Below are 14,561 nucleotides of genomic sequence, written 5' to 3'. Positions count from 1 at the left end.
CAGCATGCTGCGTCGCGGATGGTACGGGGTCGTCCGACCCTCACCCTGACCCTCTCCCTGGAAGGGAGAGGGAACCGGACGCGCTGGGATTAACTTGAAGCCGTATAAACTTGTCACTGCGTGCCGGCGGCGCGCATGAAAAACGCCCGCGCGCGGGGCACGGGCGTTTTTGTGTTGTGTTGATGACGACGCGAGCTTAGAAGCGGCGACGTACTTCGAGCGTGCTGCCGATGCGGCGGCGACGGTTCAGCAGTTTGCGGCCGTTCTTCGTCTTCATGCGTGCTCGGAAACCAAACTTGCGGACGCGCTTTCTCAGGCTGCGTCGTTTGGGGTAGTGCGTGGACATTGCGTTCGCTCCTGCTGTCGTTCACCCCACGGAGTCATTCCGTGGGCCTTCATAATCGGGTCAATCCACATCGACCATCACGGCCTCGTGGCGGGTGTTGCCCCGTGCATCCCGCACGCGCAGCGTCACCACATGCTGCCCCGAGTCCAGATTCGGGATTGTAACGCTGAATCGCTCGCGTGTCGAATCGAAGATCAGGTCGTCCGGCAGCACAGGCGTGTACTCGTCCGTATTGTTCACCGCATACGCGATCGACTGGATCGGCGAGAGCGCATCTACCGCCAGGCCCGACACTTTCACGTCGCCGCCTTCCAAGGCCACGTCCAGTTCGTCGAGGGTCGGCGGCGTGTTGTCCACCAGCACGGCGTCGCTGCGGCGGGTGGTGGTTTTGGCCATGTCCGGCGGATTGCTCGGCCGATCGCTGGCGGTCACGCGGATGACATATCGGCCGTCCGGCACGCGACGCGTTTCCCACTCATAACTCGTCTCGCGGACGTCGTCGGCAATGAGAATGTACCGGCTCGAACCGGCGGGCTGATACTCCACCTTGTAGACCAGCTCGTCCTCGTTCGGATCGCTGGCGTCCCATTCGATGTTCATCCGCGTCGACGGCGGGTTGTCGCCCGAACCGCCTCGGCCACGCGCCGCGCCGGGGTACTGGGCCCGCACTGAACGCACACGCGGCGGCAGGTTGGGCATCACATACGCCGTCTCAATCTGGCTGATGACTGGCGTCGCGTCGCGGTTACCCAACAGCGTCAGGCGATACTGCAGGAACCGGGCCGGCGGCGCGTCCACCTTCACCTCGCGCGGCTGAAGCGACGAGGCGTCCGCGTTGTGGCGGAAGGTCTGGGCTTCGGTCCACTGGGCCCACGGCGCCTGGTCGGGGTCGCCGACGTTGCCGCTGCGGGTTTCGACGAGCACGCTCGTGCCCTCGGGGATGTCCGCGGTGAGGCGGAGCGTGCCGAAGAGACTGATCTGCGTGGCGTCGAGCACCTTGCTGGTGTATGTGCCGCGGTTGGCCATGGTGTCGTCGAGGCGGACGAGTTGCGCGGCGTTGGCCGTGCCGAGCAGCAGCTCGCCGTCGTCGGTGACGAGGATGCTGGTGATCTGCTCGGGGGTGAGGTCGGCGATGATGGTGGTCTCTTCGGTCCGCGGGTTGACGGAGTAGAGCTGCCCTTCATTGCCAGTCGCCACGAGCAGGCGGTCGCCGGCTTCGACGATTTTGAAAATCATCACCGACTCGCGGAACACTTCGTTGACGAAGCCTTGCGGGTCGATGCGGTAGATCGCATTGCCGGCCTGCGTGGCCCGACGCGCTTCGGCAGGGCGAGCACGCTGGCTGGTCGGGGCGCGGCGGGCCTGCTGCCTTGGGGCGGCACGCACGCCGGCCTGTAGCGTGCCGGTGTCGCGGGCGTCGCGAAGCTGGCCACGCACCTGCTCACGCATGCGGTCGCGCTGCTCGGCGGTTGGGGTGGCGTCGGGCGTCACCTCGGGGGCGGCAGCCGGGGCGTCGGAATCGGCCGGGGTTTCCGGGGCATCCGGTGCGTTGTTCGTATCGAGTCGGCTTGTCGAGGGCGATGCGGCCAGCGGGCCCGCCTGCCATCGGCGGATCATCGCACGCATCGGGTCCGGCTCGGGGTCGTCGACCACGCCGTCGACGTCGTCAATGGCTTCGTCGCCGTTTTGCGGTTCCGGCTCTCCGGGGGCCTCGACGCCGTCACCATCGGGGTCTTCGATCGGGTCGGCCTCCGGCGGAACGGCGGGGATGTCCTCCGGCTCGGGCATGTCGTCTTCCGCGGGCGGCGCGGGCTCGGGGCCGGCGGGCACGTCCGGTCGGCCGGCCGGGTCGGCGGCAGCGTCTTCGAGTCGGCCTGGACGGGCCTGTTCCGCGTCGGCGGTACCGGCGAAGACCGTGCCATCGTCGAGCACGAGCAATGCCGCCACCTCCGGCTCTGGTGCGTCGTACAGCACGAACGCCTCCCACTCGTCGCCGTTGCGCGGGGTGAGGCGGTAGATCAGGCCATCCGTATCCGTGCCGGCGTACAGCCGACCGTTGGCGTCGGCGGCGAGCGTGAGCACGTTGGTCTGGTTGGCGTCGAGCACCACGGTGGGCTCGCTGAACGTGCCGCCGCCTTCGCGTGCGACGCGGAGCACTTGCCCCTCTGTGCCGGTGGCGAGGTAGATCGCGTCATCGCGTACGACCGTGTCCCAGATGTACTGCACGTCGGGCAGCTCGACGAGCGTGACCAGTTCGCCGTCTGCGTCGAGTGTCGCCAGTCGGCTGCTGGCGCCGCTGACGGCGACAAGCAGCTCGCCGTCGATGCGGTCGAGGGTGAACACCTGTTCATTGGGCAGGGCGATCACCTCGTCGAACTCGCCGTCTGCGTTGAACCGCATGAGCTTCGCTTCGGGGCCGGCGGCGACGTAGATCGTGTCTCCGACGCGCTGGAGGTCGTAGGTGATGCTCGCCTGTTCGGGCATCTCGCCGATGATGTCCGAGCCGGTGGCGAGCATGATGTCGCCGAGGTTGGTGACGACGGTGTCGCGCACTTCGCCGTCGTTGAAGTCGGCTTCGGTGCGGTGGGTCCATCGCTGGGGCTGGACAGCCGAGGCGGTCGCGGTAACGGCCGCGAGGGTCAGTGCGGCGGTGAGCAGGTGTGTCGTCGTCTTTATTGAACGCATGAATCGTTCCGTTTCAAGTTGAAAGTTAGCCGTGAAGCGCAGCGGAGCGCGGTCGGGTGGGGTTCGGCCACGAGCGCGCTCCGCTGCGCTTCGCGGCTAAAGCGGGTTGCGTGTCATTCTTCCGTCGGGCGGTGGCCGTTGTTGCGAACGTGTACGGTAAAGGCGAGCTCGCCCTGAATGGCCATGTCCGTTTCGACGTGGCCTTCGACGGTTTCCATGAACGGCATGGCGACCGTGCTGGTCGGCGTGAAGATCATCGCCCGCCGACTGGAGGGCAGTTGCGGCAGCTCATGTCGGCCGACGGCGATGCCCTGTTCCGGCAGCAGCAGTGTTGCGTGGATGCGGTCCCGCCGAACGGACAGGATGCGCTGCATCATTTCCATCAGGTCGTCCACGGAGGAGGTCATGAACAGGTGCGGCCGGGTGGCGACCATCTGTCCGAGATACGTGTCCGCGCCGGAGACGATGAGTTGGTAGTCGCCTTCGGGCAGTGCCGGCGGTACGCGGACCTGGGTGCGGAACTGCTGCACGGACTGGCCGTACGGCCGCACCCACACCGTCACGCCGATCTGCTTGCCGGGGGCGACCTCGGCCTGGTCCAGTCGCGCGTTGACGATCGTGCCCATGCGCAGCTCGGGGACGACGCGGGTGTTGACTACGACCGATTCGAGCTTGAGCGCTTCGTGGGGGTTCTGCATTGCAGTCGCCAGCGGCGGCAGCAACTCGAACAGCGCGCCGAACGCGCCTTGGCCGGCCATCATGCTATCGAGGTGGATGACATGGCCGCCGGTGAAGCGAAGCTCGCCGTCGAGGTAGATGGTGTGCTCGACGGGCAGGTCCTGCGCGGCGGTGATGCTGCGGAGGGTCGCCAGCGCGGTGAGCGTGGGTGTGAGGCGGGGGTGGTCGACGACGTTGTAGTTGTAGGTCTGCTCGCCGTGGCCGGGCATGGCGACGTTGATGGTCAGCGGCGCGACGGAGAACTGCTGGTCGGGCGTGCCGGCGATGCCGGCGATTTCGTCCTGCAACAGCGTGCCGGCGACATCGAGGCTGCCGCTGACCTTGAAGCTCAGGCTCAGGCGGGGCACGATGAAGTGGACGAACCCGCTGGCCATGGGCAGGTTGATCGGCCCTTCGCCGAACATCCGGTGGCCGAAGGCGAGCACCGTGCCGTCGGGCAGCACGTCGGTGACGGTGCCCGAGGCGGAGAGATCGAGGTCGCCGAACACCAGGGGCACGCTGAGCACGCTGCCGGGTTCGAGCTTGACGCCTTCGACATCCATGCCCAGCGGCGGGGGGCCTGCGATCATGCCGCCGCCGCCCACGGTGGTGATGCCCATCGGTTCGAGCAGCGGCCGAAGCATCGACGCCACATCGGGCGATTCGACCGCCATCGGCAGCAGCATGGGCATGACATCGCCCCGGCCGGCGTGGTCGCGCGGCAGGTCGGGCAGGCGGTCGCGGGCCTGCTCGCCGTCGCGTTGGCTGGTCAGCAGCGGTTCGAGCAGGGCCTTGGCGGCGGTGAGCTGCATGCGGTCGATGTCGGCGACGTTGCGGGCGTCGGCGATGCGTTCGAGCCGCTGGAGCATCTGCATGGCGTCGCGGGCGAGGCCGGCGGTCGAGCCGGCGGCGCGGGCGGAGGGGGTTTCGCGGTCGACGCGGTCGCCGGTCTGCCGCATGTACTCGATGGGCTGGACGCCGACGAGCGGCTCTTTGACCTCGGAATAGCCGAAGGCGAACGCGCCGATGAGTCGGCCGCCCTGGCCGGGGGCCTGTTCCTCGCCATCGTCCCAGAGGAAGATCGGCGAGCCGGACATGCCCTGGACGGGCCCGGATTTTTCGATGCGTTCATCGAGCGCGCGGATCCAGATGATGCTGCGCTGCGGCCCGCTGTGGTTGATGACGCTGACGACTTCGATGGGGAACGGCTCGATGCGCGTACCGCTGAAGACGGTCAGGCCGTAGCCTTTCATGCCGACGCGGACTTCGTCGAGGCCCATGATAGGCGTCGGCTCGTCCGGTGGGCTGGCGAGGGCGGGGCGTGGCATGGCCAGCCCGGCCAAAGCGAAGCACAGCAGTGCGAGGAGTGGTAAACCGACGGCGGGCGGGCGTAGAATCAATCTCATGCTCCGGAGCAGCGTAATCGGCAAGTAGGGCATTGACAACCTTACGCCTGCCGCTGATACTCGGTTCGACGTTTGCCGCTGCCCCAGCGACGTGCTGGCCCGCCCCCAGAACGCCGCCAGGGCACCGGTTATGACCGCGAGCAGGTTGCGCCTCAACGGCAGCAACCGGCTCGCATTTTGCAAGCCACCGGGCGCGGGCTGCAGTAGCTGTTTCATGATCGACCAGATTGAAGACTGCCTTGGGTACCGTTTCAAAGACGAATCCCTGCTGACCGAGGCGCTGACCCATGCGTCGATCGCCGGCGATCGGCTCCAGTCCAACGAAAGGCTGGAGTTTCTCGGCGATGCGATCCTCGGGTTTGTCGTCTGTGAGTATCTTTTCAAAAATTTCCCCGAACTGCTCGAAGGCGAGCTGACCAAGATCAAAAGCTCGGTGGTCAGCCGACGCGTCTGCGCGAAGGTGAGCCTGAAGCTCAAGCTCGCCGAGATGCTCAACCTCGGCAAGGGCATGGCCGGCCGGGGCAACCTGCCCAGTTCCATCGCCGCCGCCGTGCTCGAATCGATCATCGGCGCGATCTATCTCGACGGCGGCCTCGAGCCGGCGAGCCGGTTCATCATCGAAACGATGCAAGAATATATCGACGAAGCCGCCAACAGCGCCCACCAGCATAATTTCAAAAGCGTCCTCCAGCAGCACGCGCAGAAGCACCTGCCCGCCAACCCCAGCTACGCGCTGCTGGATGAGAAGGGCCCGGACCACGCGAAGTGCTTTGAAGTCTGCGTCGAGCTCGCCGGCCGCCGCTTCAGCTCCGCCTGGGCCAACTCCAAGAAAGAGGCCGAGCAGAAGGCGGCGCTGCTGGCGTTGAATGAGCTTGGCCTGGCGGACATCGACGAGGAGGGGCATGTCGGCATGCTCGACACGGACTCCGACGCTTCCGTCGAGTCGACGGCCAGCTGAGGACGTCTAAGCACGTCGCTTCCGCCGCCACATCTCACCGCCGCCGCTACATCTCACCGACCTGCCATATCCCAGCGATGCGCCCGGAATATCGTCGGGGCGATGCTGAGTTTGCCCTTTTTAACCGGGTTACCCTCGGGCCGTTCGTCGGCCAACCGAACCCGGCGCTACACTTGCGTGGCTGGCGTGTGTGATATGGGCTCAAATCGCAACGCGAGGCGGCAGGAGTATCGACATGTCCCCACCTGAAACCGACACAGCGTCACGGCTACCCGGGCAAATCCATCCCACTGCACAGCAAGCGAAGCGCGACGCCGCAGCTCGCCGCGATCAGTCCGCCGACCGTATCAACGTCGGCACACTCGAACGCGTCGGGTCGGGGGTCGTCGGCACGACATTAACGCTGCTGGGCCTGTTGATGCTCGTCCGCCGTGGGTCCTTCCTCGGCGGCACGAGCCTCGCCGCGACCGGCGTCGGGCTGGCTTATCGCGGCGCGACGGGCCATTGCGCCGGCTACGAAGCCGTGGGCGTCACCCATAAGGACGCGTCGCTTACCAGCCATCCACTCGGCCGATCCATTGAGGTCTCGCGACGCACGCGAATCAACCGACCTGTCGACGAGTTGTACGCCTACTGGCGCGACCTGGGCAACCTGCCGCGCATCATGCGCCACGTCCAACGTATCGACACACTTGATGACGGACGATCGCACTGGGTCGTCACCGGCCCGCGCGGCACGGTCGAGTGGGACGCGCAGATCACCGACGACCGCCCCAACGAACTGATCGCCTGGCGCGCCGACCCGAATGCCGACGTGCCCAACCACGGCTACGTGCGATTTCAGTCGTCTGAAGCAAACGACCACGGCTCGATCGTTGAAGTCAGCTTCAGCTACCACCCCCCGGCCGGCGTCGTCGGCGCTGCCTTCGCGTACGCCCTCGGCGAAGCGCCCTCCCAGCAGCTTCACGAAGACCTTCGCCGATTCAAGCAACTGATGGAAGCCGGCGAAATCGCGACCAACCACGGCCAACCGCGCGGCCGATGCTGAGGGCCCAACCCCAGACCGGAAACAAGAAACCCTAAACGAGAAACCCGTTCCCCGCCCCGCCTTCGCCGGCTCGATCAGGAGCATCCGTCATGAAAGCAGTCACCTGGTGCGGCAAGCAGAACGTCAAGGTCGAACGCGTGGACGACCCGAAGATCATCAACTCCCGCGACGCCATCGTCCGCGTGACCAGCACCGCCATCTGCGGCAGCGATCTGCATCTCTACAACGGCTACATCCCCACCATGGGCAAGGGCGACATCCTCGGCCACGAGTTCATGGGCGAAATCGTTGAGCTCGGCCACGACGTTCACAACCTGGCCGTGGGCGACCGCGTCGTCGTGCCCTTTACCATCTCATGCGGCAAGTGCTGGTTCTGCGAACAAACCCTCTGGTCGTTGTGTGATAATTCCAACCCCTCGCCCGAAAAGGCCGAGGCGATGTACGGCTTCGCGCCCTCGGCGCTGTTCGGCTACTCGCACTTGTTCGGGGGCTACGCCGGCGGCCAGGCCGAGTACGTCCGCGTCCCCTTTGCCGACACCGGCCCCATCAAAGTGCCCGATGACCTCAGCGATGAGCAGGTGCTGTTTCTCTCCGACATCTTCCCCACCGGCTATCAGGCGGCGGAACAGTGCAATATTCATAAAGGCGACGTCGTCGCCATCTGGGGCGCGGGGCCGGTGGGGCAGTTTGCCATCCGCAGCGCGTTCATGCTCGGGGCGGCGCGCGTGATCGCGATTGATCATTACGTCTCTCGCCTGTCCATGGCCGAGCAGGCCGGCGCGGAGACGATCGACTTCAGCGACGAATATGTCTTCGACCGCATTATGGACATGACCGCCGGCCGCGGCGCCGACGCGGTGATCGACGCCGTCGGCCTCGAGTCGCATGGCATCACGCCCGACGCGCTGTACGACCGCCTCAAGGCCGCCGCCTACGCCGCCACCGACCGCCCGCACGCCCTACGCCAGGCCATCCACTGCTGCCGAAAGGGCGGCACGGTCTCCATCCCCGGCGTCTACGGCGGCCTGCTCGACAAGTTCCCCCTCGGCGCGGCCTTCGGCAAGGGCCTCACCTTCCGCATGGGCCAAACCCACATGCACCGCTACCTCCAGCCACTGCTCGATCGCATTCGCAACGGCGACATCGACCCGACCTTCGTCATCACCCACCGTTTCAAACTCGGCGAAGCGCCCAAGGCCTACGATCTGTTCAACGAAAACAAAACCGAATGCATCAAGGTCATACTCAAACCCTGACACCCACGGCGACAACCCCTATGCAAGGCAACCTCACAACCGCGGCATGGATCTTCGGCGGAGCAATGGTGGTCGCAAGCCTCGTGCTCGTGATCGGCATTTTCTTCAGCGTGAACATGGCGATGAACCGCGCCGACGCGACCGCCAGGCAGCACGCCCAGGCCATGGAACGCGCGGGCGTCACCGCTGGCGATAGCGCTCGGGCAACGACCGAAGCGGCCATTGAACGCATCGAAGCGCTCGTCACTGACGATGTGCTCGCCGCGGTCGAGGGGCACGCCAACTCCATCGAGACGGCCGGCCAGACGCTCCGCGAGGCGTTCGAATCGCCGCTGGCCGTCAGCGTCACGACCGATGAAGATACGCCGATGACGGTTAGCGTGACCACCGACGACGCCGCGCCGATGACGGTGCAGATGGGCCGACCGCTGGAGATCAATCAGCCTGTCGTGATCGAAGGCACGCATGGCGAAGATCGTGCGCTCTCCGTTCATACGAGCCTGTTTGAGTAATGGCGTCCGCTCACGCCGCCGAGGACGTTGCCGTCGGTGCAGCTATCGCCGACGGAATCGGCGCGGACACCAGCCCGACCTTGGAAGCGTTGTAGGTCACATACCATTGCACGCGCGTCCGCAGCAGCGCGGCGCTGAAGCGATGGCGTCGCGCGACCTCCACCAGGAAGCGGATGAAATCGACATCTCGCTCGGCCAGCACCCGCTGATGATCGCGTGCCACGCCGCGTGCGAATGTGAGAATGTCTTCCATGTCAATGTTCATACTTGAGCCCTCCATGCTGTGTAACCGCCGATTGGCAGGCCTTGCCGCATCACGCGGACAGGCATAACGCAACCGCCGTGCCACAACGCAGTCGGTCGGCTTTAACAGTGTTTAAAGTGTGTTTTGAGGGGTGGGGCGGCGTCCTGCTGCGCACCCACTGGGCAGCGAAAGGGCAAATGCGTTGGGATCAGGCAGAGCGATGCCCACGACATAGTGTCGTGAGGTCAGTCACGCCGTGTCATCGTCATCATCATCGGCCACGTTCTGTTTCATGATCTCGCGCAGCACCACGGTCGCGAACGCGCCGCGTGGCAGTTCGAACGCCAGTCGAATATACGAGCCATGCTCGTCCACGCCGCCGGACAGGTCCGGGTCGCGCAGCGGAATGCGCAGCGGTCGGCGGGCCCCCTCCACCGCCGCGAGGCGATGCCCTTGCAGGTCGGCTTCGCTCAGGCCGAACAACGCGAGCGCCTCACGCTCCATCCGCCCCGGCTCGCCCTCGGCCTGGGTCATGTCAGGCCCCCACATCGGCCCCGAAGGCGACACCGCCATCTGCGGCACGCGACCCGTCGGCCCGTTCTCCAACTCGGCTGTCGCTTCATCGACGCTGAACACCGCCCGGCTGTCATGCTTCCACGCCAGGTCGCCCGGCAGCAGGCGGTCGAACGTGCCCCCCGAGAGCCGTTCGTGCAGCACACGGTTGAACGCCGCGCTCTGCAACGCCGTGATCAAAAACGCGCGCTGGTTGCGATCGATCGCCGCAACCGCCTTCTCCGCGCTGCGACCCTGCCGCAGCGCGTCCAACGCCTGCCGATCAAACCGCAGATGCTTCGGCCAATGCGCCAGCGCTTCGGCATAATCGCCCCGGTCGTACGCAGCTCGGCCGAGTTGAACCGCTTCGCTTTCGTACGCCTCCGGCTTGCCGAGCATCGCATCGAGCACGGCCTGGTGCTCGCCCAGCAGCAGCAGGCGACCCACTTCGTGGTTGTTCTGTCGATAGCCGAACCGCTGCTCGCCGAGGTAGTTCGGCACGCCCGCTGCCGCGAGGCGGTCGAGCACGCGCTTGGCGATCAACGTGTCCCGTGTGGGCTCGATCTCGCGGATGCGAATCACAAACCGATTGCCCGCCAGATGCCCCCGCCGCAGCTTATTGCCATGCCGGTCCGCCCACAGCAGCGTCACCCGGTCATCGCGCGACAGGCTTTCGAGTGCTTCATCCTGCGATGCCTCCGCGTCGGTCATGCGGACGGAAAAGTGCTGCCGACTGATCGCATGCTTGTCTTTCATCCCGGCGAAGCCGACGTCCCGGCGACTTACGCGAAACGCTTTGACCAGTTGCCGAACGACATCGGTCGTGGCGATCTGTCGCTTCTCGATGAACAGGTAGAGGTGCTCGCCTTCGCCGGTCGGCTCATAGAGCGGTTGCTCTTCAACGAGAAAATCATCGGGGCGCAGTTTGATCCGCCCACCCACGCCGGGCAGGTCAGGCGTCAGGTAAGCAAGGTCGTGGATAGGGTTCATGGGGGCGTTTCTAGTTTCGAGTTTCTGGTTTCGAGTTACGAGTTGAGTTTCACAAAGCCAAACTCGAAACTAGAAACTGATTTCAGTCTTCCGGCGCGTTGTTCTGCACCAGCTTGTGGAAGGCGTCGAACAGGCTGAGCGTGACCTTGCCCGGCTTGCCGTCGCCGATGACTCGGCCGTCGACCTTGGTCACCGGGATCACCTCCGCCGCCGTGCCGGTGAGGAACATTTCGTCAGCGGTGTACAGGTCGTACCGCGTCAAATCCACCCGCTCCAAGCACAGGCCCGCGTCACGCGCCAAGCCCTCCACGGCCCGCATCGTGATGCCCTCCAGCACGCCGGCATGCAGCGGCGGACTGTACACCACCGGCTGGCCGTCACGCTTGCGCACGATGAAGATGTTGTCACCCGTGCACTCGGCCACGTAGCCGAGGTGGTTGAGCATCACCGCTTCCATCACCCCGGCATCCAGCGCCTCGATCTTGGCGAGGATGTTGTTGAGGTAATTCATGCTCTTGATCCGCGGCGAAAGGGCCATCGGATGATTGCGCACCGTCGAGGCGGTCACAATCTCCATGCCCTGCTCATACAGCTCGGCCGGGTAGAGCTTGATGCTGTCGACGATGATGAAAACGTTGGGCGCTTCGCAGGTGAACGGGTTCAGCCCCAGCGTGCCCACGCCGCGCGTGACGCAGAGGCGGATGTAGCCGTCCTGCCGATCGTTCGCGGCGATCGTCTCGCGCACCGCCTCGGCCAGCTCGTCGATCGTGTACGGGATCTCCAGCCGAATCGCCACAGCCGACTCGTACAGCCGACGAAGGTGGGTGCGCAGCTTGAACACCCGGCCGTTGTAGGCCCGAATGCCCTCAAATACGCCGTCGCCGTACAGCAGGCCGTGATCGTACACGTTCACCGTCGCCTGCTCAGGCGGGACGAGCTTTCCGTTTAACCAGATCCGTTTCGACAAGGGGCCGACTCCATGGGGCAAAGAGCCGGATTATACCGCCCCCCGCCAAGTGATGCAGTTGGGTTTCTCGTTTCTGGTTTCTGGTCTCTGGTTTTCAGAAAGGACCGCCTCTCCAACCAGAAACCAGAATCCAAAATTACCCCACCAGCCCGCGCTGCCGGAGGTATTTGAGCACGACGGTCTCGAATGGGACGCTCGTGTCGCTCATGAGGTACGCGATGCCTCGGCGAAGGCACTGGTCGCGGACGTGCTGGCAGTAGGCTTGCAGGTTGGCCTTGTATCGCTTGACCAGGGCGGGCGTGATGGAGACCTCCGCGATGTCGCCGTCTTCGACGTCTTTGAGTCGAAGGTCGCCGACGACCTGGCCCTTGACCGGGTCCAGCTCCTGTGGGCTGAGCAGTTGCAGCGCATACGTGTCATACCGATCGCTGGCCAGGTAGCGAAGCGCGTCGCCGAGTTCGCCCTTGTCGAAAAAGTCGCTGACGAGGATGACGATGCCCGGCTGCCGCTGCAGGAGCGCCAGTCGTTTGCAGACGGTTTCGAGATTGCCCGCGCTGCCGGGCGTCGTTTGTGGTTTTGCGATCTGCTGCTGCTGAAGGAAGTCGAGCATGCGCGGGACGGGCCGACGTCCGCGCAGGCCGGGCAGCTGGTCCACCACGGTATCGGTGAAACTGAATAGCGACACGCGGTTGTAGTTCACCAGTCCGATATAGCCGAGCGCCGCGGCGAGACGCTTGGCGTACATGAGCTTGTTGGGTTCGCCGTAGTCCATGCTGCCGGTGATGTCGATCGCGACGCTGACGGCGAGGTCTTCCTCTTCCATGAACAGGCGGAGGAACAGTTTGTCGAGCCGGGCGTAGAGGTTCCAGTCGATGAATCGCAGGTCGTCGCCGACGACGTAGTTGCGATAGTCGGCAAACTCGACGGATTGGCCTTTCTTCTTCGACCGCCGCTCGCCCTGAAGTTTGCCGGTGAGGATCTTGCGCGACATGACATCCAGCCGATCAAGCTGATGCATGAACTCGGGGGTGAGCAGGGTGTCGTCACGGCGGGTGTGCGTTTCACTCATTCGATTCACCGCGAAGGGGCGAAGGACGCGAAGTTCGCGAAGGGGATTGGGGAGTGTAGACCACGCGTTTCAGGCCATCCACGAGCCGAGGCTTCCGGAAATTAATCAGGAGGCCGAGGTTCAGGTTTGTCGCCTTCAGGTAGCTGATGACAGTTGCTTCATGGATCGGCTCGAACCGATCGATGCATTTCAGTTCGAGGATCAGACGCTCTGCAACGAGGATGTCAATGCGCCCTTCACCAACAACCGCACCTCGATAACAAACCTGTGTTGGATGTTGGCAAGCATGGGGGATATTGCGTGAACTCAATTCGATGGATAACGCCTTCTCGTACACGCTTTCCAGAAAGCCCGGCCCCAACTGCCGATGCACCTCAATTGCCGCCCCGATGACCGCTTGCGCAAGCGCTTCAAGCTCCGGGTCCAACTCCTGATACTTCTCTAATCCCATCCCCTTCGCTCCCTTCGTTTCTTCGCGCCTTCGCGGTTCATCGAAAACTCGTGGGCCTTTCCCGTTCAAGTCCACCAGCGCGGCCGTGTGCCGTAAAGCATGATCCACCCGAAGCCCGCAAAAAACAGCACCAATGTTGACGCACCAATCAAAAACATTGACCCTTCCATGTAGACCAACACAGCCAAACTGAAGGGAGCGATCAGCACGATCGGCAGGCATAGCAGCCGAAAGAAGGGCCGAACTTCTGTGCGGCGCTTTTCCACTTCACCCATCGGTTGGTGATCGTTCATGCGCTCGGGGCTCCTCTCACACCTTCGCCGTGGCCTCGGCGGGCAGGTGGTCGACGATGTCGTTCAGCACCATGTCCGGCGTGACGCCCTCGGCTTGCCCTTCAAAGTTCAACAGCAAACGGTGACGCAGCGCGGGCAGCAGCACGGCTCGCACGTCGTCGATGCTCACATGTGCCCGGTTATCGAGTAGCGCACGCACCTTGCCGCCGAGCACCAGCGACTGGGCCGCGCGGGGGGAGCCGCCGACGCGGACGAACTGTTTTGTCAACGCCCCGGCGAACTCAGCGTTCTCCGGGTGGGTCGCGAGCACGGCTCGGATCGCATAGTCCTGCACGTGTGGCGCGATGATGACCTGGCGGATCACCTTCTGGTAGCCGAGGATCTTGGCAGCATCCAGCACGGGCTCGATGTTGGGGTGGTCGGCTCGCGTGGTGCGGTTCATGATCTCATGCAACTCTTCGCGCGATGAGTAGCCTACATCGAGCTTGAAGAAGAAGCGGTCGAGCTGCGCTTCAGGCAGCGGATACGTGCCTTCCTGCTCCAGCGGGTTCTGCGTGGCCATGACGAAGAAGGGCGGGTCCATCTTGTACGTCGTGCCCGCCACGGTGACGGACTTTTCCTGCATCGCTTCGAGCATGGCGGACTGCGTCTTGGGCGTTGCGCGGTTGATTTCGTCGGCGAGCACGATCTGGGCGAAGATCGGGCCCTTCTGGAACTGGAACTGTCGGCTGACCGTGCCGTCATCATTACGCGCCTCGACGACAATCGTCGTGCCCGTGATGTCGGCGGGCATCAGGTCGGGCGTGAACTGCACACGGTTGAACCGCAGCGACAGCGCTTCGCTGAGCGAGCGGATGAGCAGCGTTTTGCCGAGGCCGGGCACGCCTTCGAGTAGGGCGTGGCCGCCGACGAAGAGGCAGGTGAGCACGCCGTCGACGATTTCGTCGTGGCCGACGATCATCTTGCCGATCTGATCGCGGACGGCCTTGTAGTCGCGGCGGAAGTGCTCGGCCTGTTCGAGGATCTGTTGTTCGTTAAGTTCGGACATGGGTGATCCTGTCTGAGAA

At 64.5% G+C, this 14,561-nt stretch carries 14 protein-coding genes; 4 read left to right on the top strand and 10 right to left on the bottom strand.

Translation table 11 applies throughout. The features are described 5' to 3' along the window. Positions 1–196: 196 nt before the first annotated feature. The 3 genes from rpmH to ACERK3_06620 form a co-directional block, all read right to left on the bottom strand. Positions 197–346: a 50S ribosomal protein L34 gene (gene rpmH / locus ACERK3_06630; protein ID MFA9477972.1), complete on the bottom strand. Its 150-nt coding sequence runs from the start codon at positions 344–346 to the stop codon at positions 197–199. A 60-nt stretch (positions 347–406) separates the two neighbouring features. Next, a complete protein-coding gene (locus ACERK3_06625) occupies positions 407–3,031 on the bottom strand; it encodes a hypothetical protein (protein ID MFA9477971.1) in 2,625 nt (874 codons plus the stop codon). A gap of 113 nt (positions 3,032–3,144) precedes the next feature. Then, positions 3,145–5,154, bottom strand: a complete 2,010-nt coding sequence (locus ACERK3_06620; GenBank protein ID MFA9477970.1) for a hypothetical protein — start codon at positions 5,152–5,154, stop codon at positions 3,145–3,147. Between the two features lie 214 nt (positions 5,155–5,368). Between ACERK3_06620 and rnc the strand changes: the two genes are divergently transcribed. The 4 genes from rnc to ACERK3_06600 all read left to right on the top strand — a co-directional run bounded on the left by rnc (position 5,369) and on the right by ACERK3_06600 (position 8,928). Beyond that, positions 5,369–6,112: a ribonuclease III gene (gene rnc / locus ACERK3_06615; protein ID MFA9477969.1), complete on the top strand. Its 744-nt coding sequence runs from the start codon at positions 5,369–5,371 to the stop codon at positions 6,110–6,112. Between the two features lie 235 nt (positions 6,113–6,347). Beyond that, a complete protein-coding gene (locus ACERK3_06610; protein MFA9477968.1) occupies positions 6,348–7,160 on the top strand; it encodes an SRPBCC family protein in 813 nt (270 codons plus the stop codon). An 89-nt stretch (positions 7,161–7,249) separates the two neighbouring features. Beyond that, positions 7,250–8,416, top strand: a complete 1,167-nt coding sequence (locus ACERK3_06605) for a zinc-dependent alcohol dehydrogenase (GenBank protein ID MFA9477967.1) — start codon at positions 7,250–7,252, stop codon at positions 8,414–8,416. Positions 8,417–8,436: 20 nt separating this feature from the next. After that, the gene (locus ACERK3_06600) at positions 8,437–8,928 is read left to right on the top strand and encodes a hypothetical protein (protein MFA9477966.1); all 492 of its coding nucleotides are present in this window, start codon (positions 8,437–8,439) and stop codon (positions 8,926–8,928) included. Positions 8,929–8,938: 10 nt separating this feature from the next. On the opposite strand, the gene ACERK3_06595 is transcribed toward ACERK3_06600, so the two are convergent. From ACERK3_06595 to ACERK3_06565, 7 genes are all read right to left on the bottom strand, one after another. After that, positions 8,939–9,181 carry a hypothetical protein gene (locus ACERK3_06595; protein MFA9477965.1) on the bottom strand — a complete coding sequence of 81 codons (243 nt, stop codon included), beginning with the start codon at positions 9,179–9,181 and terminating at the stop codon, positions 8,939–8,941. A 240-nt stretch (positions 9,182–9,421) separates the two neighbouring features. Then, positions 9,422–10,714 (bottom strand): tRNA pseudouridine(13) synthase TruD, encoded by a 1,293-nt coding sequence (truD, locus tag ACERK3_06590; protein MFA9477964.1) that lies wholly within the window; start codon positions 10,712–10,714, stop codon positions 9,422–9,424. Between the two features lie 82 nt (positions 10,715–10,796). Beyond that, entirely contained in the window at positions 10,797–11,681 is an 885-nt protein-coding gene (ilvE, locus tag ACERK3_06585; protein ID MFA9477963.1) for a branched-chain-amino-acid transaminase, read from the bottom strand. Positions 11,682–11,817: 136 nt separating this feature from the next. Beyond that, a complete protein-coding gene (locus ACERK3_06580) occupies positions 11,818–12,750 on the bottom strand; it encodes a DUF58 domain-containing protein (protein ID MFA9477962.1) in 933 nt (310 codons plus the stop codon). Continuing rightward, positions 12,743–13,201, bottom strand: a complete 459-nt coding sequence (locus tag ACERK3_06575; protein MFA9477961.1) for a GxxExxY protein — start codon at positions 13,199–13,201, stop codon at positions 12,743–12,745. Before ACERK3_06575 ends, ACERK3_06580 begins: the two co-directional genes overlap by 8 nt. Positions 13,202–13,266: 65 nt before the next feature. Further along, a complete protein-coding gene (locus tag ACERK3_06570; protein ID MFA9477960.1) occupies positions 13,267–13,494 on the bottom strand; it encodes a hypothetical protein in 228 nt (75 codons plus the stop codon). A gap of 16 nt (positions 13,495–13,510) precedes the next feature. Further along, the gene (locus ACERK3_06565; GenBank protein ID MFA9477959.1) at positions 13,511–14,542 is read right to left on the bottom strand and encodes an AAA family ATPase; all 1,032 of its coding nucleotides are present in this window, start codon (positions 14,540–14,542) and stop codon (positions 13,511–13,513) included. Positions 14,543–14,561 lie beyond the last annotated feature (19 nt).

The sequence above is a fragment of the Phycisphaerales bacterium AB-hyl4 genome, from assembly GCA_041821185.1.
GTDB classification, from domain to species: Bacteria; Planctomycetota; Phycisphaerae; order Phycisphaerales; family Phycisphaeraceae; genus Natronomicrosphaera; species Natronomicrosphaera hydrolytica.
This window is presented reverse-complemented; position numbering and strand designations above follow the sequence as displayed.